A 24,584-nucleotide genomic window follows, 5' to 3' on the forward strand; every position below is an offset into this window, starting at 1 on the left:
GAACAGCGGAAGAGGCATCGCATGGTTTCGCTTCCGCCCCAGACCGGCCTCGGGCCGAACCGCCGCGCCGCCCTCGTCGCGGCGGTGACGGGGATCGCCGCGTCGGGGCTGGTGCTCGGCATGATCGGCGACCTCGTCGTCGCGGCGGCCTTTCTCGCCGCGGCGATCATCGTCATCGGCGCGGTGATCGTCTGGCGCGTGCTCGCGCGCGCCGGCAGCGCCGAACTGCGCACGATCGACTGGGACTTCACGCGGGCGGTGGCGCAGGCGAGCGGCGATGCGATCGCGGTGACCGATCGCGCGGGCCGGCTGGTCTGCGCGAACGATGCCTATGACGCGGTGTTCAGCGGCTTCCCGACCCCGCCGGGGCTGCCGCTCGACGCGAGTGGGGGCGTATTGCTGGCCGAGGCCGGACGCACCGCGTGGCGCGACGGTCACGCGCAGGCGGAACGGCTGGTCGCCAACGGGCTGCGCATCTCGGCATCGATCACCCGCGCCGGCGACGAGGCGGACATGCTCGTCTGGCGGTTCGTCACCGCGCCCGACTATGACCTCGCGCAGACCGCCGAGCGGCTGATCGACGGGCCGACCGGCGACCGGCTCGGCGGCAGCGGGATCATGGCGGCGTTGCTCAGCGCCGACGGCCGCGTCCGCGCGACCAACCGCGTGCTCCGCGTCCGCGCGATCGGCGACGAGCATGAGGCGATCGAGGGACGCGACTTCGCGCGCTTCCTGATCACCGACAATCGCGGCCTCGTCCGCTTCGCGCGCGAGGGCGGCGCGGGGACGCCGCTGCGCGTGGTGCAGGTGCCCTTTGTCGAGGGTGACGACGCCCCCGTCCTCGTCATCCTGCTCGACGACGAGGAAGACGCGCCCGCGATCGGCGCGTCTGCCTCCGCGCATGTCCGCAGCCTCGTCAGCCTGATGCCGTTCAGCATGGCGCTGGTCGATCGCGAAGGCCGCTTCATCCAGATGAACGACTCGTTCCTGCGCGCCGCCGGGGTCGTCGGCGCCGCGCCGCCGCTCTACCCCGGCGACCTCGTCGTGCGCGAGGACAAGACCGCGGTCGCCGACGCGATCCGCCGGTTCGCAGGCGGGCAGACGCATTCGACCGACATGGCGGTGCGGCTGAAGGATCATCCCGACGAGCCGGTCGCGCTGACCATCGCCGGCGCGCGCGGGCTCGGCGACGCCGCAGTCCTGCTCAGCCTCAAGGACAATAGCGAGGAATCGCGACTGAAGCGCGAGGTGGCGCAGGCGACCAAGATGCAGGCGGTCGGCCAGCTCGCCGGCGGTGTCGCGCATGATTTCAACAACATCCTGACCGCGATCATCGGCCACTGCGACCTGATGCTGATGCGCCATTCGCCCGGCGACAGCGATTATGACGACATCCAGCAGATCCGCACCAACTCGAACCGCGCCGCCGGGCTGACCCGCCAGCTGCTCGCCTTCAGCCGCCAGCAGACGCTGCGCCCGCAGATCCTGCAGCTGCCCGACGTCGTGTCCGAGGTCTCGAACCTGCTCAAGCGACTGATGGGCGAGACCGTCCGGCTCGACATGATGCACGGCCGCAACCTGGGGCCGGTCCGCGCCGATCCGGGGCAGCTCGAACAGGTCGTCGTCAATCTCGCGGTCAACGCCCGCGATGCGATCCTGTCCGCCAACCCGCGCGGCGGCGGCACGCTGACCATCACCACGCGCTCGGTCTCGGCGACCGAGGTGCGGCAGATGGCCTCCGACATCCTGCCCGTCGCGGATTATACCGCGCTGATCGTCCAGGACACCGGCACCGGAATCCCGCCCGAGGTCCTGCCCAAGATCTTCGAGCCGTTCTTCACGACCAAGGAATTCGGCAAGGGCACCGGGCTCGGCCTCTCGACCGTCTACGGCATCGTCAAGCAGTCGGGCGGCTATATCTTCGCCGAATCGCAGCCGGGGCAGGGGGCGACCTTCACCATCTTCCTCCCCGTCCACGCCGCCCCTGCCGCGCCGCGGCTCACCGCGCCCAAGCCCGCGGCCAAGCCCGCCGACCTGTGGGGCACGGGGACCATCCTGCTCGTCGAGGACGAGGACATGGTCCGCGCAGTCGCCGAACGCGCGCTCACCCGCCAGGGCTATAGCGTGCTGACCGCGGAGAATGGCGAGGTCGCGCTCGAGATCATGGCGAAGAACGGCCGCCCCGATCTGCTGATCACCGACGTGGTGATGCCGACCATGGACGGCCCGACGATGGTCCGGCACGCACGCGAGAAATATCCCGACCTGCCGATCGTCTTCATGTCGGGCTATGCCGAGGAACAGCTGCGCAAGTCGATCGACCTCGACAATGTCGAGTTTCTTCCCAAGCCCTTCTCGGTTCAGCAGCTTGCCGAAGCCGCGCGCGACGTTCTTGCGGCACGTTAAGCAACAAGATGTTGGCGCTCGGCGAAATTGCCGCCTAAGGTACAAAATATGAACGTGCCACAGCAGATCCTCATCGTAGAGGATGAACCGTTGATCGCCATGATGCTCGAGGATTTCCTCGAGGTGCTGGACAAGGGCGTCGCAGGGTCCGTCGACACCGTCGCCGATGCCCTTCACCGCATCTCGGCCGGGGGTGTCGACGCCGCGATCCTCGACGTCAACCTGCGTGGCGGTGAGAAGAGTACTCCGATCGCCGAACGGCTTGCCGAAGGCGGAATTCCCTTCGTATTCGCGACCGGCGGTGGCGATGACGGCCTCGATCCCCGTTTCCGCGACCGGCCCCGCCTGCAGAAGCCGTTCACGATGGACGGCGTCGCCAAGGCGCTCGAAAGCCTCTGACGGTCCGCCGCGCGGGCTCTGCGGTCCTCGTCGGACCGCGGCCGCGGCGGATAAAACTGCAAATCCATGCGCAACTGTCTTGCGTAAAGGCCCCGTCTCGCGACATAGGCGGTCGCCATGACCCGTATATTCGATAAATCGCGCCTGCCGAGCCGGCATGTCTCCGTCGGTCCAGAGCGTGCGCCGCACCGCAGCTATTACTACGCGATGGGTATCCCCGAAGAGGATATTGCGCGTCCGTTCGTCGCGCTCGCGTCCGCCGGCAACAACTCGGCCCCCTGCAACACCACGCTCGACGCGCAGGCCGACGCCGCGCAGGCCGGCGTCATCCAGGGCGGCGGGATGCCGCGCCGCTTCAACACGATCACCGTCACCGACGGCATCGCGATGGGGCATCAGGGGATGAAGGCGAGCCTCGTCAGCCGTGAAGTCATCGCCGACTCGGTAGAACTCTCGGTCCGCGGCCATTGCTACGACGCGCTGGTCGGCTTTGCCGGCTGCGACAAGTCGCTGCCCGGCATGATGATGGCGATGCTCCGCCTCAACATCCCCTCGGTGTTCGTCTATGGCGGGTCGATCCTGCCCGGCCGCTATCAGGAACGCGACGTCACCGTCGTCGACGTGTTCGAGATCGTCGGCAAATATGCTGCCGGCGCCTGCCCGCTGTCGGAGGTGCATGCGCTCGAGAAGGTCGCCTGCCCGGGCCACGGCGCCTGCGGCGGCCAATATACCGCCAACACCATGGCCTGCGTCGCGGAAGCGATCGGATTGTCCATTCCGAACAGCAACATGGTGCCAGCTCCTTACACGACGCGTGAACAGATCGCGGTGGCCGCCGGCGCGCAGGTTATGGAGTGTCTGGCCGACAATATCCGCCCGCGCGACATCTGCACGCGCGAGGCCTTCATCAATGCGGCGCGAGTCGTCGCCGCGACCGGCGGCTCGACCAATGCCGCGCTGCATCTGCCCGCCATGGCGTCGGAAGCGGGGATCGAGTTCGACCTGTTCGACGTTGCCGAGATCTTCAAGACAACGCCGTACATCGCCGACCTCAAACCCGGTGGGAAGTATGTCGCCAAGGACATGTACGAGGCGGGCGGCGTCTACATGCTGATGAAGACGATGCTCAGCGGCGGCTTCCTCGACGGCAGCTGCATGACCGTCACCGGCAAGACGCTGGCCGAGAATATCGATCAGGTGACGTGGAACCCCGACCAGAAGGTCATCTACGACATCAGCACGCCGTTGACGCCGACGGGTGGTGTCGTCGGCCTGCGTGGCAGCCTCGCCCCCGATGGCGCGATCGTGAAGGTCGCGGGCATGCACCGGCTGCAGTTCAGCGGCCCGGCGCGCGTGTTCGACTGCGAGGAGGACACCTTCGCCGCGGTCGAGGCCCGCGCGATCAACGAGGGCGAGGTCATCGTCATCCGATACGAAGGTCCCAAGGGTGGCCCGGGCATGCGCGAGATGCTCTCGACCACCGCCGCGCTCTACGGGCTGGGGATGGGCGAGAGCGTCGCGCTGATCACCGACGGCCGCTTCTCGGGCGGCACGCGCGGCTTCTGCATCGGCCATGTCGGTCCCGAGGCCGCCGATGGCGGCCCGATCGCGCTCGTCGAGGATGGCGACATCATCCATATCGATGCCGAGGCGGGAACGATCGATCTCGATGTTCCCGAGGACGTGATGGCGGCACGCCGCGCGGTCTGGGTCCCGCGCAAGACCGATTACGGTTCGGGCGCGCTGTGGCGCTATGCGAAGACCGTCGGTCCGGCGTACAAGGGCGCGGTCACGCACCCGGGAGCCGCAGCCGAAACGCATGTCTACGCGGATATCTAAACGATCGCAGTACCTTGTCGGGCTTGTCTCACTCCCGCTGGCAGCCTGCGGGAGCGGCAAGCCCGATGCCGGTGACACGGCGTCGCGCCGCGACGACCCACCCGTCATGCATGTCCCCTGCGCGAAGGGGGCCGCCGCTTTGGCCCCCGACTGCACGATCGAGCAGGCGCGCGGTCCCGATGGCGTGATCCTGACCCTCCGCCACGCCGATGGCGGCTTTCGCCGGCTGCGCATCTCCGCGGATGGGCGCGGCGTCATCGCCGCCGACGGGGCCGAGCGGGCGCGCGTCACGGCATCCACGGCCGGCAGCATCGACGTCGCGCTGGGCACCGACCGCTACCGCCTCCCGGGGACGGTCCAGCCGGGCGCGAACGGCTCATGATCCGGATCGAGGGCCAGCCCGTCCTGACCGCTGCCGCGATGCGCGCGGCCGAGGATGCGGTGATCGCAACCGGTGTCACGGTCGATACGCTGATGGACCGCGCGGGCACCGCGATCGCGCACGCGGTCCGCCGCCTGGCGGGATCGAACGCCATCCTGATCCTCTGCGGCCCCGGCAACAATGGCGGCGACGGCTATGTCGCCGCGCGCGTGCTCGCCGAACTGGGCGCAACCGTCCGCGTCGCCGCGCTCTCCGAGCCCCGCACCGACGCGGCCAGGGCGGCAAGGGCAGGGTGGCCCGGCCCCGTCGAAGCTCTCGCCGACGCGAAGCCAGCGCCCGTCCTCGTCGACGCCCTCTTCGGCACCGGCCTGACCCGACCCTTGAATGGTACCTCTCCCCAAACCCCAAACACCCCCCCGGCGAAGGCCGGGGCCCAGTTGGGCACCGCTATCGACGACGCGCACGGTTCACCCAACTGGACCCCGGCCTCCGCCGGGGAGGTATCGATCGGGGAAAGACTCCACACCCTGACCAAAGCCGCCACCCTCGCCATAGCCATCGACCTCCCCAGCGGCCTCGCCACCGACTCCGGCCGCGCGCTCACGACACCCCCCGTCTTCCACCTCACGCTCGCCCTCGGCGCACTCAAACCCGTGCACCTGCTCCAGCCTGCCGCCCGCTGTTGCGGCGAGATCCGCCTCCTCGACATCGGCGTCCCCGTCACCAGCCGGACCGAAGTGCTCAAAAGCCCGCACCTCGCACCCCCCGGACCCGACGCGCACAAATATACCCGCGGCATGGTCGCGATCATCGCTGGCACGATGGCGGGCGCGGCCGACCTCGCCGCGCTCGCCGCGATGCGCGCGGGCGCGGGCTATGTGACGCTGCTCGGCGACAGCGCGGGCCCGCCGCACGCACTCGTCCGTGCGGCATTCTCCGACCACGCGCTCGCCAACGACCGGATCGGTGCGCTGGTCATCGGTCCAGGCCTCGGCCGTGATGACACCGCCCGCGCCCGACTCGACGCCGCGCTCGCCGCCGGCCACCCGCTCGTCCTCGACGGCGACGCGCTCCGCCTGCTGGATCCCGACCGGATCCGCGCGCTCACCGTCCCCGTCATCCTCACCCCGCATGCCGGCGAATTCGACGCGCTCTTCGGACGATCGGACGACGACAAGATCACCCGCGCCCGCGACGCCGCCGCGCGCACCGGTTCAGTCGTCGTCTTCAAGGGCGCGGACACCGTCATCGCCGCGCCCGACGGCCGCGTCCGGCTCGCCCCCGGCGCGAGCGACTGGCTGTCCACCGCCGGCACCGGCGACGTCCTCGCCGGCGCGATCGGCGCGATGCTGGCCGCAGGGCTCGATCCGCTCGCCGCCGCCGCCGCGGGCGTGTGGCTTCACGGCGAGGCCGCGCGTCGATCCGGGCCGGCATTTATCGCCGATGACTTGGCGAATGCGCTCCGGTCGGCCAGAGCGTCCTTATGATTAGTGACCCAACGACCGACACCATCGTCCGCGTCGCCGCGCGCGGCGACGGCATCACCGCCGATGGCCGCCACGCCGCCTTCACCGCGCCCGGCGACACGCTCGCGGCCGATGGCAGCGTGACCCACGGCCCGCACCACCAGACGCCGCCCTGCGTCCATTTCCCGACCTGTGGCGGCTGCCAGCTCCAGCATCTCGACGATGAGAGCTACAGCGCCTTCGTCACCGACCGGATCGCCTCCGCGCTCGACGGGCAGGGCCTGTCCGCGCCGATCCGCACCCCGCATATCTCGCCGGTCCGCAGCCGCCGCCGCGCGACGCTGCATGCGGAAGCGAAGGGCGGCAGGATCACGCTCGGCTTCACCGCCGAGAAGGCGCATCTGATCGTCGACATCAAGGAATGCTGGATCCTCGATCCGCGCCTGTTCGCGCTCGTCGCCCCCTTGCGCACCCTGCTCAAGCGCCTCAATTTCCGCCGCCGCGCGGACATCCACCTGACGCTCGCGGACCAGGGCGCCGACATCCTCATCACCGGATTCGCGCCCGAAGGCCTCCCCGCCGCCGAGGCGCTCACCCGGTTCTGCGAGGAGCACGGCATCGCCCGCGTCGCGTTCGACGACGGGCTGGGGCCGGAGACCCGCTGGGAGCCCGATGCGGTGACGATCACGCTGGGCGGCGTCCCCGTGCCGCTGCCACCTGCCTCGTTCCTCCAGGCGACCCCCGACGGCGAGGCCGCGCTCACCGCCGCGGTGCTCGAGGCGATCGGCACGCCCGCCACCGTCGCCGACCTGTTCGCCGGGCTCGGCACCTTCACGCTCGCGATTCCGGCGAAGGTCTATGCCGCGGAGGGCGCGCGCGACGCGCTGACCGCGCTCAAGGCCGCCGCGCACCGGCTGCAACGCCCGGTCTTCCCCGAACACCGCGATCTCTACCGTCGCCCGCTGACGGTGGCCGAGCTCGACCGGTTCGACGCGGTGGTGATCGATCCGCCCCGCTCGGGCGCGCGCGAACAGGCCGGCGCGCTCGCCGCGTCGACGACGCCGGTGATCGTCTACGTCTCGTGCAACCCGGCGAGCTTCGCGCGCGATGCCAAGGAGCTCTGCGACGCCGGCTGGCGGATCGACTGGATCCAGCCGGTCGGCCAGTTCCTCTGGTCGACGCATGTCGAACTCGCTGCGAAGTTCGTCCGCTAACCTCTTGTCTCTTTACGGATAAACCGCAGTAACGAAGAACAGCCCATCGGGCGGTGCGTTGAGCCCCAGCATCGCCCGATCCTTCGCCGCCAGCGCGTCCGCGACATCGCCGACCGCCCAGCGTCCCATGCCGACCAGCGCGAGGCACCCGACCATCGACCGCACCTGGTGATGCAGGAACGACCGCGCCGCCGCGTAGACGAACAGCCGCTCGCCCTCGCGTACCACATCCAGCCGGTCCAAAGTCCGCAACGGACTGTCCGCCTGGCAATGCGCCGACCGAAACGTCGTGAAATCATGCCGCCCTACCAGCGCGCGCGCCGCTTCGGCCATCGCGTCCGCATCGAGCGGCTGCGGCACCTGCCACGCCAGCCCCGCCTCGAAGCTCAGCGGCGCGCGCCGGTTGACGATCCGGTACTCGTACGACCGCCCGATACACGAGAACCGCGCATGCCAGTCGTCGGGCACCACCTCGCACGCCAGCACCGACACCGGCGCCGGTTTGACCAGCGCGTTCAGCCCCTCCATCAGCCGGAACGCCGCGACCGGCTTCTCGATATCGACATGCGCGCGCATCGCGATCCCGTGCACCCCTGCATCGGTCCGCCCCGCCGCCTGCACCGCCACGGTCTCGCCGGTCATCTTCAGCACCGCCGCCTCGAGCGCGGCCTGCACGCTCGGCCCATGCTTCTGTCGCTGCCAGCCCATGAACGGCCGGCCGTCAAACTCCACCGTCAGCGCGAACCGCGTCAAAGCTGGGTCCCCGAGGGAATCGCAAACCCGCGCAGCAGCTCCTCGGCCGATGTCATGCCGCGCCCGGCCCGCTGCACCAGAGTCGGCCGGATCGCGCCGTCGCCGCACCCGATCGTCAACTCGGCGTTCACGGTCAGCCCCTCGCACCCCAGGAAGCTGAACGGCAACACGTCCGCCGCCAGCACCTTCACCCGCTCGCCGGCGACCTCGAACCACGCGCCGGGCGCCGGGTTCATCGCGCGCACCAGCCGCTCGACCTCGACCGCCGACCGCTCGAAATCGATCCGCGCCTCCGCCTTGTCGATCTTGGCCGCATAGGTGACGCCCTCGTCGGGCTGCGGCCGGGCAGGGTAGCCGTCCAGATCGCCCAGCACCTCGACCATCAACCGCGCCCCCATCACCGACAGCTCGGCGGTCAGGTCGCCCGCGGTCTTGCCCACGACCGGCGTCCGCCCCTCCAGCCTGACCGGCCCGGTATCGAGCCCGGCCTCCATCTGCATGATCCCGACGCCCGTCTCGGCATCGCCCGCGAGGATCGCGCGCTGCACCGGTGCCGCCCCGCGCCACCGCGGCAACAGCGAGCCGTGTACGTTGAGGCACCCGAGCCGCGGCGCGTCGAGCACCGCACGCGGCAGGATCAGGCCATACGCCGCCACCACCGCAACATCAGCGTCGAGCGCCGCAAACGCTTCCCGCGCGGCGAGCCCCTCGGGCAGCGACGCCTTGAACGACACCGGCGTCCGAACCTCGATGCCCAGCGCCTCTGCCCGGACCTGCACTGGTGAGGCCACCAGCTCGCGCCCGCGTCGCCCGCCCGGGCGTGCCGGCTGGCAATAGGCCGCCACCAAGTCGTGCCCCGCCGCGACGAGGGCCTCCAGCACCGGCACCGCGAAGTCCGGCGTTCCCATGAAGATGATCCGCATGCCCCTCTCGAACACGCTGGCGGGGAGCGACGCAACCCCCTATCTGGTTGCGATGGCATCCCCCGAGATCGAGGCGCTGACGCAGGCGCTGGCCCGGCTCCCCGGCCTCGGCCCCCGGTCCGCACGTCGCGCCGTGCTGCATCTGCTCAAGAAGCGCGACGCCGCGCTGGGTCCGCTGCGCGAGGCGCTGACCGCGGTCGACGAGCGGCTAGAGAATTGCAGCGTCTGCGGCAATGTAGACACCACCAACCCGTGCGCGATCTGCGCCGACCCGCGCCGCGACCAGCGCTCGCTCTGCGTCGTCGAGGAGGTCGCCGATCTCTGGGCGCTCGATCGCTCGCGGCTGTTCCCCGGTCGCTTCCACGTGCTCGGCGGTCGCCTGTCCGCGCTTGAAGGGATCCGTCCCGAGGATCTCAGCATCGACAATCTCGTCCGCCGGATCGAGGCGGGGGGGATCGACGAGGTCGTGCTCGCGATGAACGCGACGCTCGAAGGCCAGACCACCGCGCATTACATCGCCGAACGGATCGAACGATTCCCCGTCCGCGTCACGCAGCTCGCGCACGGCCTGCCGGTGGGCGGCGAGCTCGACTATCTCGACGAGGGCACGCTCGCCCAGGCGCTGCGCGCGCGTCGCCCGATGGCCTGATCGTTGCGGCCTAACCCAAATGCTTGACGGCTCAACCCGCGGAACCTAGCTGCGCAGCATGACCGTCATGACCGTTCTCGAAGTCCCCGATCCCCGCCTGCGCCTCGTCGCGGAGCCGGTGGCGTCGGTGGACGATTCCACCCGTACGCTCGTCGCCGACATGATCGAGACGATGTACGACTTCAACGGCATCGGCCTCGCCGCGACTCAGGTCGGCGTGCAGCAGCGCGTCCTCGTCATCGACCTTCAGGAAGAGAAGGACGAAGAGGACAAGCCGATCAAAAATCCCAAGGCCTATATCAACGCCGAGATCCTTTCGGTCAGCGAAGAGATGTCGACCTATAACGAGGGCTGCCTTTCGATCCCCGAGCAATATGCCGAGGTCGTCCGCCCCGCCCGCTGCCGCGTGAAGTGGCTCGACGAGACCGGTGCCGCGCATGAGGAAGAGCTCGACGGCCTGCTCTCGACCTGCATGCAGCACGAGATCGACCATCTCGACGGCGTATTGTTCATCGACCACATCAGCCGCCTCAAGCGCGACATGGTCCTCAAGAAACTCGCCAAGGCCCGCAAGCTTGGCTGACCCGACGCCGGTCGTTACCTCGACCGGCCAACCCAGACCAGGTCCCCGGCGAAGGCCGGGGCCCAGGCAGGCAGCCCCGCGTAACCGGGGGCGGCACACGCCAAGAACACCACCCCCAAAAACACCACCCCGGCGAAGGCCGGGGCCCAGTTGGCACGTCCCCGGCGATAACGCACTACCGCCCGCAAAGCCCCGTTCGCTCCCGTAGCGACCAAGGCCAACGTCCGAAGGTAGGAAAATCCCTCTGTCCTACCCACGTCGTTCGTGCTATGTTCCAACGATGACCTTCCAGACCGTGCCCCCCCAGCCGCCCGCGCCCAAACCCTGCATGGCCGGTCCCGCAGCCGGAAATTGTACGAATCTCGGCGCAGAACCCGCTTATCGTCTCAACATTCACAACATTGGGACGCTAGCATGACCGAACTCGTGATCGTCGCGCTGCTCGCGGCCGCCGCCGGACTGCTGCTCGGCTGGTTGCTGGCCTCGCGCCGTGCCGGCGCACTCGCCAGCGATCTCGCGGTCGCCCGAACGCGGGCCGCGGACTATGATCTCGTCCGTACCGCGCGCGACGCGGTCGAGCAGGAGTGCAATGCCGCGCTTCAGGATGTCGCCACGCTGCGTGCGCAGAATGCCGAGCGGGCCGGGGAGGCGGACCGCCTGCGCACCGATCTCGCGACGATCCGCGCTGACCGCGACGCCGCGCGCACCGAACTCGCTACCGAGCATGCCCGCAGCGAGGCGTTCGAGGCGCGGCTGGTCGAGTTCCGCGACGCCAAGGACGTGATGGCCGCGCAATTCGGCGATGTCGCCAACAAGCTGCTGAGCGACGCGCAGAAGACCTTCCTCGACCGCGCCGACGCCCGCTTCCGCCAGTCTGAGGAATCCGCCGGCCAGAACCTCAAGTCGATGCTCCAGCCCGTCAGCGACCGGCTGCAACGCTATGAAGAGGGCGTCGCCAAGGTTGAGGCGGAGCGCCGCGACGCGTTCGGCGATCTCAAGGGGCAGATCGAGCAGATGCGGCTCGGCCAGGAAAAGGTCTCGACCGAAGCCGCCAAGCTCGTCAACTCGCTCCGCAATGCGCCCAAGTCGCGCGGTCGCTGGGGCGAGCAGCAGTTGAAGAACGTGCTCGAAACCTGCGGCCTGAGCGAACATACCGACTTCCAGACCGAGGTCAGCGTTGCGGTCGGCGATGCCGATGAGCGCGCCCGCGCCCGGCTGCGCCCCGATGCAATCATCCGCGTCCCCGGCGGCCGCGCACTCGTCATCGATGCCAAGGTCTCGCTCAACGCCTATCAGGATGCGTTCGGCGCGGTCGACGAGGCCGAGCGGCTGGTCGGTCTGGCGGCACACGCCGCGTCGATGCGCGCGCATGTCAACGGGCTCGGCAACAAGGCCTATTGGAGCCAGTTCGCGGACACGCCCGATTATGTGATCATGTTCGTCCCCGGCGAACATTTCCTCTCCGCCGCGCTCGAACATGATCCGACGCTGTGGGATTTCGCGTTTGAAAAGAGGGTCTTGCTCGCCACTCCTACCAATCTGATTGCGATCGCGCGGACCGTCGCTGCGGTCTGGCGGCAAGAAAAGCTCGCCAACGAGGCACGCAAGATCGGCGAACTTGGCAAGGAGATGCACGACCGGCTGGCCAAGGTCGCCGACGATCTGCGCAAGGTCGGGGTCGGTCTGAACAGCGCGGTGAAGAACTTCAACGGCTTTACCAACTCGTTCAACGGCCGCCTGATGGTCACCGGCCGCAAGTTCCGCGACCTCAATATCGAGACCGGCGCGCGCGATCTCGAGGACGTGTCGTCGATCGACGCGCTGGCGTTGGGCGAGGGGCCGGCATTGATCGAGAAACCGGAGACCGCGGACGTTTAACCCGCGTTTTCAACGCTGTTGGGCAAGAACCTCATAGGCCATCACCGCGGTGGCGACCGCGGCGTTGAGGCTGTCGGCCTTGCCCAGCATCGGAATCTTGACCAGCGTGTCGCAGCCTTCGGCCATCTCCGCCGGCATGCCCTGCGCCTCGTTGCCGGTCAGCAAGAAGGTCGGGGCGCTGTACGACGCCGCCCGGTAATCGGTCTCGGTGTCGAGGCTTAGCCCGACCAGCTGCCCGGGACCGCTGCGGAGCCAGGCCTCGAACGGCGCCCACTCGGTCTTGACGACCGGAATGGTGAACAGCGCCCCCATGCTCGCCCGCACCGCCTCGACCGAGAACGGATCGACCGACTCGCCGATCAGGATCAGCCCGCCCGCGCCGACGGCATCGCCGGTCCGCAAAATCGTGCCGAGATTGCCCGGATCTCGCAGCCGCTCGGCTACCAGCCAGATCCCTGCACTGGTCCGGTCCAGATCCTCGAGTGCCGCGTCGAACTCATCGAACACGCCGACCACCGCCTGCGGATTGTCCTTGCCCGACAGCTTCGACAGGATGTCTGGCGTCGTCTGGATCGATTCGCCACCCGCCTCCTCGACATCCATCGACAGCGCATGGACCAGCGGGTGGTTGGCACTCGCCGCAGCGTAGAAGAGCGTGCGGGGCAGCCGGCCGGTCTCGCGTGCCTCGGTCAAGATCCGCAATCCCTCCGCAAGGAACTGGCGTGCAGCCTTGCGATGTCGCTTGTCGCGAAGATCGCGGACATATTTGATCAACGGGTTCGAGAAGGCGGTAATTTCGCGAGGCATTTATCGGCCCTTCGGCGCGCGGAAACAGGGGAGGTTGGTCAGCACGCGCTGCTCATGCCCGCCGCTACCCGCCGCGGCAAGCGCTGCGGGGAAGGGGGCTCAATCCTCGCCGAACTTGGCTTCGACAAGTTCGACCAGCCGGGCGACGGTTTCATCCGCGCCATCGCCCGTCGCCGATATGACGATCGAATCGCCCATCGCGGCCCCGAGCATCATCAGCCCCATGATCGACGTTCCCGTCACGCTGCCCGCGCCGTCCTTTTCGACCAGCACATCGCAGGGCTGCGAGGAGGCGAGCGTAACGAACTTCGCGCTCGCCCGGGCATGCAATCCCCGGCGGTTGGTGATCAGGACAGTGCGCGCAACCGCGGTCACGCTGCCGCCTCGCCGAGAACCTCGGATGCGACGGATATATATTTCCGGCCGGCTTCACGCGCGGCAGCGACCGCCGCCACGACCGTCATCGCCTTGCGCGCCGACCCCAGCCGGATCAGCATCGGTAGGTTCATTCCCGCGATCACCTCCACCCGGCCCCGCTCCATCAGGGAGATGGCAAGGTTGGACGGGGTACCGCCGAACAGATCGGTAAGGACGATCACGCCGCGTCCCGCATCGACTTCGGCGATCGCCGTCGCAATATCCGCGCGGCGTTCCTCCATATCGTCATCCGGGCCGATCGCGATTGCCGCGACACGTTCCTGCGGGCCGACGACATGGACCATTGCGGTCACGAACTCGTCGGCGAGCCGCCCGTGGGTCACCAAAACTAGGCCGATCATATCAGACGCTTCATACTCATAAGCCGACCGGTGGTCCCTCAAGCGAGTCCTGCGGCGCGGCCCCCAGGTCGCGATGGTTTACCGTGGGCGAAAAACCCTCTGCGCGCAACCGTCCGGCGATCCGTTCGGCAACATGAACCGACCGGTGTCTCCCTCCGGTACACCCGATCGCAACGCTGACATAGGACTTGCCCTCCGCCTTGTAGCGCGGCAGCAACAGGAGCAGCAGATCCTCGATGCGGCTGACAGCGGCTTCATAGGCCGGATCGGCCATGACATATTGCGCAACCTCGAGATCCAGTCCGGTCCCAGGACGCAGCCGCGGATCCCAATGCGGATTTCGCAGAAACCGCATGTCGAAGACGAGGTCGGCGTTGCGGGGTAGCCCGCGAGCGAAGCCGAACGACTGGATCGACAGCGTCGGAGCACCCTGATCGTCCTGCGCGAAGCTGTGGCGGATCTGTTGCGCCAGTTCGTTGGCCGCCAATGTGGTCGTGTCGATCAACCGGTTCGCCCAGTCGCGCAGCGGCCGAAGCATTTCACGCTCGCGCGCGATCCCGTCGCCCGCGGGGCGATCGGGCGCGAGCGGATGACGTCGCCGCGTCTCCGAATAGCGTCGCTCGAGTTCTACCCCCGAGCAGTCGAGAAACAGCGTCCCGATTTCCAGATCGTGCCGATCGCGCAGATCGCGGATACGCCCGATGATGCGATCGGCATCAAAATCGCGCGTTTGCGAGCCAATACCAATCGCCAGGGGGGTGGAATCATCCATTTGTCCCTTTGCGCGCGGCGTATCTAGCAGCCGATCGAGCAGCATCAGCGGCAGGTTGTCGACGATCTCCCAGCCCAGATCCTCAAGCGTCTTGAGAACGGTCGATTTGCCCGCGCCCGACATGCCGGTGATCAGCAGGATCGGCTTTGATTGGCGCGTCATGCGGCGAGAATTCCGTGTGTCAGAGCCAATTCAACCTTCAGTGGAGCGGACGCCTGGAGTGGTTCGAGCAGGAGGACCGGGATGTCGACGCCGGCGATCCGCCGTGCCTCTCGCTCGGGCATCCTCGGAACCTGTCCACCTAGCCGTACGAGCAGGGCGATGGGTATGTCGACAACATAGGGCATGGCGATAATGCCCAGACCCCGAACCTCGATCCGGCCTGCGATGGAAGCGGGTGGGTGTGCCAGCAACCGGGCACCCGAGCGCACCACGATGGTCTGGTCGTCGCTGACCAGCATTGCGCCGCGGTCGATCAGGCGAAGGGCGAGGTCGGACTTGCCGATGCCGGAAGGTCCTTCCAGCAGGACGCCCTGGCCGCCGATCGAGACGGTCGTCGCATGCAGGCGATCGGACGAGAGGACAGACAGAACTAGAGCTCCCTCATCGTGCGTACAGCGGCAGATGGATTACGAACCGGGCACCGCCCAGCCGATCCTCGCGCGATTCTACGGTGATCGTGCCCTGATGCCCCTCGACGATGGTACGCGCAATGGCGAGTCCCAATCCGGAGTGACGCCCGAAGGCCTCGCCGTCAGGTCTGACCGAGTGGAAGCGGCGAAAGATCGCATCGCGTGCGTCTGGAGGGACGCCCGGGCCCTCATCCTCGACACGAAGGACGACCTCGTGCGCGCCGCGCATTGCGGACAACGTGATCAGGCCGCGGTCGGGCGAGAAGGATACCGCGTTATCGATCAGGTTCTCGATCACACGCTCAAGCCGGGCGCCTTCGCCGAGCACGACGAACGGGCCATCGTCGCTGCGATCGAAGCGAAAACGGATTTCACGTTCGACGTCGCGAGCGAGGCGCTGCGACAGCAAGCCGTCGATCAGGCTGACCATGTCGATCGGTTCGAACTTTGCCCGGCTGAGCTGTGCGTCCAGTCGCGACGCGTCGGAGATGTCGGAGATCAGCCGATCTAGTCGATGGACATCGTCTCGCACGATCGCCATCAGCTGCTCCTTGAGGGCGGGATCCTGCACGCGTGACAGCCCTTCCACCGCAGACCGTAACGACGCCAGCGGGTTCTTCATTTCATGCGTAACATCGGCAGCGAAGGCTTCGGTCGCGTCGATGCGAGCCCTGAGCGCCAGGCTCATGTCCGACAGCGCGCGGGCGAGCATCCCCAATTCATCCCGGCGCGACGGCAGTCGAGGGACAACGACCTCGCGCGCGCGTCCGAGCCGTACCCGTACCGCCGCTCGTGCCAGACGGCGGAGGGGGCGGACGATCGTTCGTGCAAGGAATAGCGACAGCAGCACGGAGACGATCGAGACCAACAACAGCACCATGCTCAGGCGGAAGCGTTCGATACGGACGGTGCGCGTGATATCGCGTGCGTTCACCGTGGTCATCACCACGCCGCCGCCCGGCACTCGGGCTGCCGCCGTTATCACCGGGGTGCGGTCGGGCGCGCGCCAGACCGTCGTGGAGATCCCATGCCGCAGCCGCACGTCCTCGACGTCGGGCCAGCGTTGCCGCGGGCCGCGTTCGCGGTAAAGCGGTGCGCGGGGCGCCATCACGACCACGTCGATGACCGCGTCGAGAAAGCGCGCGGCATCCTGCCCCCAGTCTTCCTTGTCCGGGTCGTGCAGCACGAAACTGCGCAGCCCCAGTGCGCGACTGTCCTTGATGATCTGCCCGTTGCGGTCGAAGACCCGGATCTGCGAGCCCGTATCCTGCGCCAGCCGAACGATGAGCGGCTCACGCAGCGCCGGATCGACTGCGGCGATCGCCTCGCCAATCAGCCGCGCCTCGCGTGCGGCCTGCGCGACGCGGCTGTCGACGATCCGGCTGCGATAGGAATCGAGGTAGAAAAAGCCGCCTGCGAGCAGCAGGAGCGCAAAGATATTGACGGCGAGGATGCGCCGCGTAAGCGAAATCTGACCGGACCAGCGTAATGTCAGGTCGCGACCGTCATCCTCGGTACGATCGCCCACGTCGTCGCCCGGATCGCTCCGTCCCATGCTAATCTTCGGAGAACCGATAGCCTGCCCCATACAGCGTTTCGATCGCGTCGAAATCTGGATCGACCTGTCGGAACTTGCGACGAAGCCGCTTTATGTGGCTGTCGATCGTCCGGTCGTCGACATAGATGTCGTCCTGATAGGCGGCGTCCATCAACTGGTTGCGCGTCTTGACGATACCCGGCCGCTGCGCGAGCGTTTCGAGGATCATGAATTCCGTCACCGTCAGCGTCACGGGCTCGCCTGCCCATAGGGTCCGGTGGCGCGCCGGGTCCATGCTGAGCCGTCCCCGGTCGAGCGGCCCGGCCGCCTCGGCCTCCGTCTCCGTGCCAGGCGACCGGGTCAGTTCCGCGCGCCGCAGGATCGCCCGGACCCGCGCAATCAGCAACCGCTGCGAGAACGGCTTCGCGATATAGTCGTCCGCCCCCATCGCAAGACCAAGCGCCTCGTCGAGCTCGTCGTCCTTGCTGGTCAGGAAGATGACAGGAATCTGGCTCTTTTCGCGCAGCCGCCGCAACAGTTCCAGACCATCCATACGGGGCATCTTGATGTCGAAGATCGCCAGATCGGGGGGATTGTCCGTCAAGGCCTTCAGCGCGGTCTCGCCATCCGAATAGACCCGCGTGACAAACCCTTCGGTCTGAAGGGCGATCGACACGGACGTCAGGATGTTTCGGTCGTCATCGACGAGCGCGATCGTTGCCGTCATGGTCTGGCTGTCATCTTCTTGGCGCCCGCCGGGATAAATCTCGGGCTGCGTAGGGCAAAGTGCTAGCGTACTCAACCGGGGTACACCAGACCGCGGCGTGAGTTGCACGCCCTCCGGTCGAATTGACCCGGATCACAGGCCCGCCTAGATCGAGACTCAACGACATACATACGTATGCGCAAGTGTCTTATGGAGAGATGCCGTGTCCGATTTGCGAACCCCTGCCTCAGGGCTCGATGCGCAGGGAATTGAAACACATGCGGAGGTGCACTGGAATCTGGTGACCGCGCAGCTGGTCGAAGCCGCGCTCGACCGGGGTGAGGGGCGTCTGTCCGCCGACGGGCCCCTGGTCGTCGAAACGGGCGCCCATACCGGACGTTCGGCTCAGGACAAGTTCATCGTCCGCGACGCGGAAACCGACGCGACCGTCTGGTGGGGCAAGAGCAACAAGCCGATGGCTGCGGCGCACTTTGCCGCACTGAAGGCAGATTTCTACGCCGCGCTGGCGCAGAAGAATACGCTGTTCGTTCAGGACCTATATGGCGGATCGCAACCCGATCACCGGGTGAATGTTCGCGTCGTCACGGAACTCGCCTGGCACAATCTCTTCATCCGGACGATGCTTGTCCGTCCGGAAGCGCCAGCGCTGAAAGGCTTTCAAGCCGACTATACGATCATCGATCTGCCCAGCTTCCAGGCCGATCCCGCGCGGCATGGTTGCCGCAGCGAAACCGTCATCGCGGTCAATTTCACCGATCGGCTCATCCTTATCGGGGGTACGAAATATGCCGGGGAGATGAAAAAGTCGGTCTTCGGCCTGCTCAACTACCTCCTGCCGCCGGCCGGGGTGATGCCGATGCATTGTTCGGCAAACATGGGCGCAAACGGCGATACCGCGGTGTTCTTCGGGCTTTCTGGCACCGGCAAGACGACCTTGAGTGCCGATGCCAGCCGAACGCTGATCGGCGACGATGAGCATGGCTGGTCCGATACCGCCGTCTTCAACTTCGAAGGTGGCTGCTACGCCAAGATGATCCGTTTGTCGGCCGATGCCGAGCCCGAGATCTTCGCGACGACGAAGCGGTTCGGAACGGTTCTCGAGAATGTCGTGATGGATCCCACCACGCGCCTGCTTGATCTTGACGATCACACGCTCGCGGAAAATAGCCGGGGCGCCTATCCGATCGACTTCATTCCCAACAGCTCGGCGGACAATATGGGTCCGGTTCCGCGGAACATCGTGATGTTGACCGCCGATGCCTATGGTGTGCTCCCGCCGATTGCCAAACTGACGCCGGATCAGGCGATGTACCACTTTCTGTCAGGCTATACGGCCCGCGTCGCCGGCACCGAGATCGGCGTGACCGAGCCCGATGCGACGTTCTCGACCTGTTTCGGCGCTCCGTTCATGCCGCGGCATCCCTCAGTTTATGGTAATCTCCTGAAAGCGCGGATCGCCCGCGGCGGGGTCGACTGCTGGCTGGTGAATACGGGTTGGACCGGGGGCAAATATGGTGTCGGCAGCCGGATGCCGATCAAGGCTACGCGTGCGCTTCTGAACGCTGCGCTGGACGGCAGTCTGAAGACTGCCGAATTTCGTACGGACCCTAACTTTGGGTTTCAGGTTCCGGTTAGCGTACAGGGCGTCGACGACGCCATCCTCGATCCGCGGACGACATGGGCAGATACCGATGCCTATGACGCGACAGCGGCAAAGCTGGTCGATCTGTTCGTCGAGAATTTCGCGCAGTTCTCAGAGCATGTCGATGCCAGCGTAATGCAGGCGGCGCCGAAGGTGACCGAAGCTGCGTGACAAACCGAGCGGCCCGGTAGGTTCGCGGGTGCCGGACCGGGATGGGGCGTCGAGCCCTTCTCGGTCCCGCCATCGACATTAAACGGGCCGTCCGAGACGTTGCGACGCCCGTCTACTGAGGTTCCACAGCCACCGCGCCGTCCATCACCGCGACGATCCTGACCCGCGTGCCGACCGCCGCGTCGGGCCCGCGTGCGGGCCAGCTGCCGTCACCGACGAGAACACGGCCTTGGCCACCAACGAGCGCCGTCTCGACGATCACGATCTGGCCGATCAATCGCGCCGCGCGGTCGTTAAGCAGCGGATCCCCGCCCTCGACCGGATAGTCACGATACCATCGTTTGCCGATCGTGACCGCGACCACACTCCAGACCGCGAAGGCTACAAGCTGTACGGCGACCGGCAGGTCCGGCAGCGCGAGCGCCATCACCCCGGTGAACGCTGCGGCGATCGCCAGAAAGACCAGGAAAACGCCCGGAACAGCCAATTCCGCGATCCCCAACACCAGCGCAGCGATCAGCCATGCAACGGCCGGTCCGATTCCATACATCAGCTTTTCGGCACCTCGTTGGTGTTCGAGAGTTCAAATGGTCCCCTGGGTGACGGCTTCGCTGCCGGGGCGGCTGTCGGCACCGTGTCGCGCAGGGCATCCTTCGCAATCTCGCCAATGCCACCCAGCGTTCCCATCAACTGGGTCGCCTCGACGGGAAACAGGATCGTCTTCGCATTGGGCGACGTGGCGAATTTGCCGATTGCCTCGACATATTTTTGCGCAATGAAATAGTTGATCGCCTGCGCGCCGCCCTCCTCGATCGCCTGCGACACCGCCCGGGTGGCCGACGCTTCGGCAACGGCCGCGCGCTCGCGCGCCTCGGCATCACGAAAGGCCGATTCCTTGCGGCCCTCCGATTCGAGGATCCGTGCCTGCTTCTGGCCCTCTGCCCGGAGGATTTCCGAGGCGCGTGAGCCTTCCGCGTCCAGAATGTTTGCGCGCTTCTCGCGCTCGGCCTTCATCTGGCGGCCCATGGCGTTGACGATGTCGGCGGGCGGACGAATGTCCTTGATCTCCACCCGGGTGATCTTGACCCCCCAGGGCGTCGTTGCGTGGTCGACGACGCTCAGCAATCGCGCATTGATCTCGTCGCGCTTGCTCAACGTCTCGTCGAGATCCATCGAGCCCATCACTGTGCGAAGATTTGTCGTCGTGAGCTGCAGCAGCGCCTGATACAGGTCCGACACCTCATAGGCGGCCTTGGCCGAATCCAGCACCTGGAAGAACACGACCCCGTCGGTCGATATCATCGCATTGTCCTTGGTGATGATCTCCTGCCCGGGAATATCGATCACCTGTTCCATCATGTTCACCTTCCGCCCGACACGGTAGAAAAACGCCGGATAGAAATTGAAGCCGGGCCTTGCGACCGTGGTGAACCTTCCGAAATGCTCGATCGTGTATTGATAGCCCTGCCGTACGATCTTGATACTGGTCATCAAATAGAACAGCACCAGCGCCACTGCGAGCCCGGCGACAATCAACCCCATCGGAATATCCCCCATGCGTGTAGTGCCCGGCTATAGCACGCCGTTCGCAGAGGGGCCTAGCCGTACGCGCCCGCTTTGGTTACATGGCGCGCCACCCCACACCCAGGATCGGCAGCTTTCATGGATATCCGCCTCGGCCTCACTTTCGACGACGTCCTACTGTATCCGGGGGGATCGGACGTGCTGCCAAGCCAGGCGGACACGCGGACCCAGGTAACGCGGGGGATAGCCCTCAACATTCCGATCCTGTCCTCCGCGATGGACACTGTGACCGAAGCGGACATGGCGATCGTCATGGCGCAGCTCGGCGGCATCGGCGTGCTACACCGTAACCTGACGATCGAGGAACAGGTTGTCGCGGTCCGTCAGGTCAAGCGGTTCGAATCGGGGATGGTGGTCAACCCGATCACGATCAAGCCGACCGCCACTCTAGGCGAAGCGCAGGCGTTGATGGCCGGCCATCGGATTAGCGGCATTCCGGTCGTCGAGTCGAATGGCAAGCTAGTCGGAATCCTGACCAATCGCGACGTTCGCTTCGCCGGTAACCCGCAGCAGCCGGTCAGCGAGCTTATGACGCACGAGAATCTTGCGACTGTATCGACCGAGGTCGGCAAGGAGGAAGCGCGCCGGCTGCTGCACCAGCGTCGCATCGAAAAGCTGCTGGTCGTCGATGCCGAGTATCGTTGCGTCGGCCTCATCACGGTCAAGGATATCGAAAAGGCCGTCATGTTCCCTGACGCGACCAAGGACGAAGCGGGTCGCCTGCGTGTCGCTGCGGCGACGACCGTCGGCGACAAAGGCTTCGATCGCACGGAACAGCTGGTCGACGCCGGATGCGACCTGATCGTGATCGACACGGCACATGGGCATAATCGCGACGTCGGGCGTGCCGTTGAGCGGGTCAAGAAGCTGTCCAACTCGGTGCAGGTCGTGGCCGGGAACGTCGCGACGGGCGACGCCACCCGTGCGCTTATCGACGCGGGCGCGGACGGCATCAAGGTCGGCATCGGTCCAGGGTCGATCTGCACCACGCGGGTGGTCGCTGGCGTGGGCGTGCCGCAGCTAACGGCCGTGATGGATTGCGCCGAGGCCGGCCACAAGGCCGGCGTACCGGTGATCGCGGATGGCGGTATCCGCACGTCGGGCGACATGGCCAAGGCGCTGGCTGCAGGCGCATCGACCGTGATGATCGGATCGCTGCTTGCCGGGACGGACGAGGCGCCGGGCGAGACATTCCTGTATCAGGGGCGCGCGTATAAATCCTATCGTGGCATGGGCTCGGTCGGTGCGATGGGCCGCGGGTCCGCGGATCGCTACTTCCAGGGCGATATCAAGGACCAGTTGAAGCTCGTGCCCGAGGGCATCGAGGGGCAGGTTGCGTATAAGGGCCCGGCACGCGATGTCGTCCACCAACTCGTCGGCGGGATCAAGGCGGCGATGGGCTATACAGGGTCGGCAACGATTCCGGATCTGCAGGCACGCGCGGAATTCGTCCAGATCACCGGTGCCGGCCTGATGGAGAGCCATGTCCACGACGTCACGATCACGCGCGAGGCCCCGAACTACCCGACGCGCTAGCATCGACGCCTCCCGATGCCGCAACGGGATCGGGAGGGCCCGCCGGCCGGGAATGTGGCAAGCGGATACCTGAAATCATTCCCTTCTGCGTCCGGGAGGGGGTAGGGACAGGGGATGATGATGATCCCCTACCAAATCACTGCCCGATATTGCGCAATCCCGGGAGGCCGGCCTTGACCCCGTCGGCACGGACGCAGGCCGCGATCGAACTGCTCGACCAGATCATTGCCGCTGCCCGCGAGAGTGGCGCGGCAGCCGACACGCTCATCGCCCGCTACTTCGCCACGCGTCGTTATGCTGGGTCGAAGGACCGTCGCGCCGTGCGTGAGCTCGTCTATGCGGCGATCCGCAAGGCAGGAGATCGACCCGAGAACGGTCGTGCCGCGATGCTGCTGGTAGCCGATGCTGACCCCGCGCTGGCCGCGACCTTCGACGGCTCGACCCATGCACCAGCGCCGATCGGCAAGGATGAACCGCGCGCACGCGCCGGCGTCGCGCCGCAATGGCTGACCAAGGCGTTGCGGGCATCGGGACTCGATGGCGCGGCGCTCACCGATCTTGCCGGGCGTGCGACGCTCGACCTGCGCGTCAACACGCTCGTCGCGGATCGTCCCGCCGTGCTCGCCGCATTGCCCGAGGCCGAGGCGACACCGCACGCTCCCGACGGCATCCGGCTGCCGACCGGCACGAATGTCGAGGCATTGGCGCTGTTCAATGAGGGTGCGCTGGAAGTCCAGGACGAGGGCAGCCAGATCGTCGGGCTCGCGATGCAGGCCAAGGCCGGCCAAAGGATCGTCGACCTGTGCGCGGGCGCTGGCGGCAAGACGCTCGCGCTCGCCGCGATGATGGCGAACACGGGTACCGTCCTGGCCTGCGATACCGATCGTAACCGGCTGTCACGGCTGGCGCCGCGCGCGACCCGCGCGGGCGCCGCGATCATCGAGACGCAGTTGCTCAACCCGACCCGCGAGATCGAGGCGTTGAGTGAATGGGCGGGCCGCGCGGACGGCGTGCTCGTCGATGCGCCTTGTTCGGGAACAGGCACGTGGCGACGCAATCCCGAGGCGCGCTGGCGCCTGACGCCCGACCGCGTGTCCAGATTGCAGTCGACCCAACAGCAGGTCCTGTCGGTCGCGGCAACGCTGGTGAAACCGGGCGGTGCATTGGTATATATCGTCTGTTCGCTGCTCGATGCAGAAGGCACGGACCAGGTTGCGTGGTTCCTGGGCGCGCATCCCGGCTGGACGACCGCGCCGCTGTCGTTGCCCGCAGGCGCTGTCCATGGCCACGGGGTTCGCCTCGAGCCCGGCCGCGACGGCACCGACGGATTTTTTGTCGCGCGCCTTATCAGCCCATGCTAGCCAAATCCGCTGTGCCCCGCCTGGAGACCATCATGCGTTTTTCGACCGTTGCCGTTGCCGCCGCGCTGACGGTCGTGTCCGTATCGACGTCGCTGAGCGGCCAACGGCCCGATACGCAGATTGATGCGCGGTCGTTGCAACTGCTCGCACAGGGGCGCAGCCTGAAGGCGGCCGGCAATCTCGACGGTGCGACCGACATGCTCGAAACCGCGGTCGCGGTGGATCCGCGCAATCGCGCGGCGTTCGTCGAACTGGGCAGGGTCGCAGAGGCACGCGAACTGCCGGGCAAGGCGATCCGCCTTTACCGCGAGGCGCTGTTGCTCGAGCCCAACGACGTCACCGCGTTGCAGGGGCAGGGCAGTGCGTTGGTGATGAAGGGCGCGGTCGTCCGGGCCCGCGACAACCTCGCCAAGATCCGCACCATCTGCAAGGGTCAGTGTCCCGAAGCCGTGCAGCTTGCCGCGATCATCGCCAAGGGGCCGCCCATCACGACTGCGCAGGTCGTAAAGCCCGCGACCCCCGCCAAGGACTGAGCGGAACGACC

General features: G+C 66.9%; 24 protein-coding genes. 13 read left to right on the plus strand and 11 right to left on the minus strand.

Annotated elements, in window-relative coordinates; translation table 11 throughout:
* Positions 1-21: 21 nt before the first annotated feature.
* The 6 genes from IFT54_RS13635 (at position 22) to IFT54_RS13660 (ending at position 7,706) form a co-directional block, all read left to right on the plus strand.
* Entirely contained in the window at positions 22-2,406 is a 2,385-nt protein-coding gene (locus IFT54_RS13635) for a hybrid sensor histidine kinase/response regulator (RefSeq protein ID WP_192071042.1), read from the plus strand.
* A gap of 48 nt (positions 2,407-2,454) precedes the next feature.
* Complete coding sequence (locus tag IFT54_RS13640; RefSeq protein WP_031396103.1) at positions 2,455-2,805, plus strand: response regulator; 351 nt, start codon at positions 2,455-2,457, stop codon at positions 2,803-2,805.
* 117 nt (positions 2,806-2,922) lie between these two features.
* A complete protein-coding gene (gene ilvD / locus IFT54_RS13645; protein ID WP_031440068.1) occupies positions 2,923-4,644 on the plus strand; it encodes a dihydroxy-acid dehydratase in 1,722 nt (573 codons plus the stop codon).
* A gap of 106 nt (positions 4,645-4,750) precedes the next feature.
* Positions 4,751-5,026: a hypothetical protein gene (locus IFT54_RS13650; RefSeq protein ID WP_244648977.1), complete on the plus strand. Its 276-nt coding sequence runs from the start codon at positions 4,751-4,753 to the stop codon at positions 5,024-5,026.
* Positions 5,023-6,513, plus strand: a complete 1,491-nt coding sequence (locus IFT54_RS13655; RefSeq protein ID WP_192071044.1) for an NAD(P)H-hydrate dehydratase — start codon at positions 5,023-5,025, stop codon at positions 6,511-6,513. The genes IFT54_RS13650 and IFT54_RS13655 overlap by 4 nt, the downstream gene beginning before the upstream one ends.
* Entirely contained in the window at positions 6,510-7,706 is a 1,197-nt protein-coding gene (locus tag IFT54_RS13660; protein ID WP_192071045.1) for a class I SAM-dependent RNA methyltransferase, read from the plus strand. Before IFT54_RS13655 ends, IFT54_RS13660 begins: the two co-directional genes overlap by 4 nt.
* A gap of 12 nt (positions 7,707-7,718) precedes the next feature.
* On the opposite strand, the gene truA is transcribed toward IFT54_RS13660, so the two are convergent.
* Both truA and fmt read right to left on the minus strand, forming a co-directional pair.
* Positions 7,719-8,459 carry a tRNA pseudouridine(38-40) synthase TruA gene (gene truA, locus IFT54_RS13665; protein WP_192071046.1) on the minus strand — a complete coding sequence of 247 codons (741 nt, stop codon included), beginning with the start codon at positions 8,457-8,459 and terminating at the stop codon, positions 7,719-7,721.
* A complete protein-coding gene (gene fmt, locus IFT54_RS13670) occupies positions 8,456-9,382 on the minus strand; it encodes a methionyl-tRNA formyltransferase (RefSeq protein WP_192071047.1) in 927 nt (308 codons plus the stop codon). The genes truA and fmt overlap by 4 nt, the downstream gene beginning before the upstream one ends.
* 52 nt (positions 9,383-9,434) lie before the next feature.
* Here fmt and recR point away from each other — a divergent pair, with 52 nt between their 5' ends.
* From recR to rmuC, 3 genes are all read left to right on the plus strand, one after another.
* Positions 9,435-10,031, plus strand: coding sequence for a recombination mediator RecR (recR, locus tag IFT54_RS13675; protein WP_031393413.1), 597 nt, complete (start codon positions 9,435-9,437; stop codon positions 10,029-10,031).
* A gap of 58 nt (positions 10,032-10,089) precedes the next feature.
* The gene (gene def, locus IFT54_RS13680; RefSeq protein ID WP_031393412.1) at positions 10,090-10,614 is read left to right on the plus strand and encodes a peptide deformylase; all 525 of its coding nucleotides are present in this window, start codon (positions 10,090-10,092) and stop codon (positions 10,612-10,614) included.
* Positions 10,615-11,028: 414 nt separating this feature from the next.
* On the plus strand, positions 11,029-12,492 hold the full coding sequence (gene rmuC, locus IFT54_RS13685; RefSeq protein ID WP_192071048.1) for a DNA recombination protein RmuC: 1,464 nt from the start codon (positions 11,029-11,031) through the stop codon (positions 12,490-12,492).
* A 9-nt stretch (positions 12,493-12,501) separates the two neighbouring features.
* On the opposite strand, the gene IFT54_RS13690 is transcribed toward rmuC, so the two are convergent.
* From IFT54_RS13690 to IFT54_RS13720, 7 genes are all read right to left on the minus strand, one after another.
* A complete protein-coding gene (locus IFT54_RS13690; protein ID WP_192071049.1) occupies positions 12,502-13,299 on the minus strand; it encodes a TrmH family RNA methyltransferase in 798 nt (265 codons plus the stop codon).
* Between the two features lie 99 nt (positions 13,300-13,398).
* Positions 13,399-13,674 carry an HPr family phosphocarrier protein gene (locus IFT54_RS13695; RefSeq protein ID WP_031393409.1) on the minus strand — a complete coding sequence of 92 codons (276 nt, stop codon included), beginning with the start codon at positions 13,672-13,674 and terminating at the stop codon, positions 13,399-13,401.
* Positions 13,671-14,078, minus strand: a complete 408-nt coding sequence (locus IFT54_RS13700; protein WP_031393408.1) for a PTS sugar transporter subunit IIA — start codon at positions 14,076-14,078, stop codon at positions 13,671-13,673. The genes IFT54_RS13695 and IFT54_RS13700 overlap by 4 nt, the downstream gene beginning before the upstream one ends.
* A 16-nt stretch (positions 14,079-14,094) precedes the next feature.
* Entirely contained in the window at positions 14,095-15,012 is a 918-nt protein-coding gene (rapZ, locus tag IFT54_RS13705; RefSeq protein ID WP_192071050.1) for an RNase adapter RapZ, read from the minus strand.
* On the minus strand, positions 15,009-15,440 hold the full coding sequence (locus tag IFT54_RS13710; protein WP_159512651.1) for an HPr kinase/phosphorylase: 432 nt from the start codon (positions 15,438-15,440) through the stop codon (positions 15,009-15,011). The genes rapZ and IFT54_RS13710 overlap by 4 nt, the downstream gene beginning before the upstream one ends.
* Before the next feature lie 13 nt (positions 15,441-15,453).
* Complete coding sequence (locus IFT54_RS13715) at positions 15,454-17,037, minus strand: sensor histidine kinase (RefSeq protein WP_192071051.1); 1,584 nt, start codon at positions 17,035-17,037, stop codon at positions 15,454-15,456.
* Between the two features lies 1 nt (position 17,038).
* Positions 17,039-17,746 (minus strand): response regulator transcription factor, encoded by a 708-nt coding sequence (locus tag IFT54_RS13720; RefSeq protein WP_031393404.1) that lies wholly within the window; start codon positions 17,744-17,746, stop codon positions 17,039-17,041.
* Between the two features lie 202 nt (positions 17,747-17,948).
* Here IFT54_RS13720 and IFT54_RS13725 point away from each other — a divergent pair, with 202 nt between their 5' ends.
* On the plus strand, positions 17,949-19,559 hold the full coding sequence (locus IFT54_RS13725; RefSeq protein ID WP_192071052.1) for a phosphoenolpyruvate carboxykinase: 1,611 nt from the start codon (positions 17,949-17,951) through the stop codon (positions 19,557-19,559).
* Between the two features lie 112 nt (positions 19,560-19,671).
* On the opposite strand, the gene IFT54_RS13730 is transcribed toward IFT54_RS13725, so the two are convergent.
* Together IFT54_RS13730 and IFT54_RS13735 are read right to left on the minus strand one after the other, a co-directional pair.
* Complete coding sequence (locus tag IFT54_RS13730; RefSeq protein ID WP_192071053.1) at positions 19,672-20,109, minus strand: NfeD family protein; 438 nt, start codon at positions 20,107-20,109, stop codon at positions 19,672-19,674.
* Positions 20,109-21,101 (minus strand): SPFH domain-containing protein, encoded by a 993-nt coding sequence (locus tag IFT54_RS13735; RefSeq protein WP_192071054.1) that lies wholly within the window; start codon positions 21,099-21,101, stop codon positions 20,109-20,111. Before IFT54_RS13735 ends, IFT54_RS13730 begins: the two co-directional genes overlap by 1 nt.
* A gap of 120 nt (positions 21,102-21,221) precedes the next feature.
* Between IFT54_RS13735 and guaB the strand changes: the two genes are divergently transcribed.
* The 3 genes from guaB (at position 21,222) to IFT54_RS13750 (ending at position 24,573) form a co-directional block, all read left to right on the plus strand.
* Positions 21,222-22,679 carry an IMP dehydrogenase gene (guaB, locus tag IFT54_RS13740; RefSeq protein WP_192071055.1) on the plus strand — a complete coding sequence of 486 codons (1,458 nt, stop codon included), beginning with the start codon at positions 21,222-21,224 and terminating at the stop codon, positions 22,677-22,679.
* Positions 22,680-22,852: 173 nt separating this feature from the next.
* Positions 22,853-24,040, plus strand: coding sequence for an RsmB/NOP family class I SAM-dependent RNA methyltransferase (locus IFT54_RS13745; protein WP_192071056.1), 1,188 nt, complete (start codon positions 22,853-22,855; stop codon positions 24,038-24,040).
* Positions 24,041-24,072: 32 nt separating this feature from the next.
* On the plus strand, positions 24,073-24,573 hold the full coding sequence (locus tag IFT54_RS13750; RefSeq protein WP_031393398.1) for a tetratricopeptide repeat protein: 501 nt from the start codon (positions 24,073-24,075) through the stop codon (positions 24,571-24,573).
* Positions 24,574-24,584 lie beyond the last annotated feature (11 nt).

It is taken from the genome of Sphingomonas sp. CFBP 13714 (assembly GCF_014842205.1).
Classification (GTDB): Bacteria; Pseudomonadota; Alphaproteobacteria; order Sphingomonadales; family Sphingomonadaceae; genus Sphingomonas; species Sphingomonas aerolata.